This window comes from Desulfocicer niacini, from assembly GCF_054657595.1.
Window position 1 is genome coordinate 1 of sequence record NZ_BAAHYK010000231.1, and the last position, 245, is coordinate 245.

The 245-nt window shown below is 59.2% G+C and carries 1 protein-coding gene; it reads right to left on the minus strand.

Translation table 11 applies throughout. The features are described 5' to 3' along the window. Positions 1-245, minus strand: a 245-nt coding sequence (locus ACYQ2M_RS25525) for a hypothetical protein (protein ID WP_459919208.1), incomplete at both ends; no start/stop codon positions are given.

Below are 245 nucleotides of genomic sequence, written 5' to 3' on the forward strand. Positions count from 1 at the left end.
GAAGGCTCGTCCCACAATGCACGCCTGACGCGATTCCTGTACGTCGCCCCGTACTTTTGTGCTGCTCCGCCTCGGCGGAACCACTGCCTTCCGAAGCACCGTCACCGGTACTCCGTTGTGATAACACGATACCGTGGCTTCGCGTCTTCGACCCGCCTCCATCAGGCTGGGTTTGGGACTTGCCTTGACCTTCATGATTTTAAGGTGTAGGCTCACCCTTAAGACGTGTGCCGTGCCCGGCACAC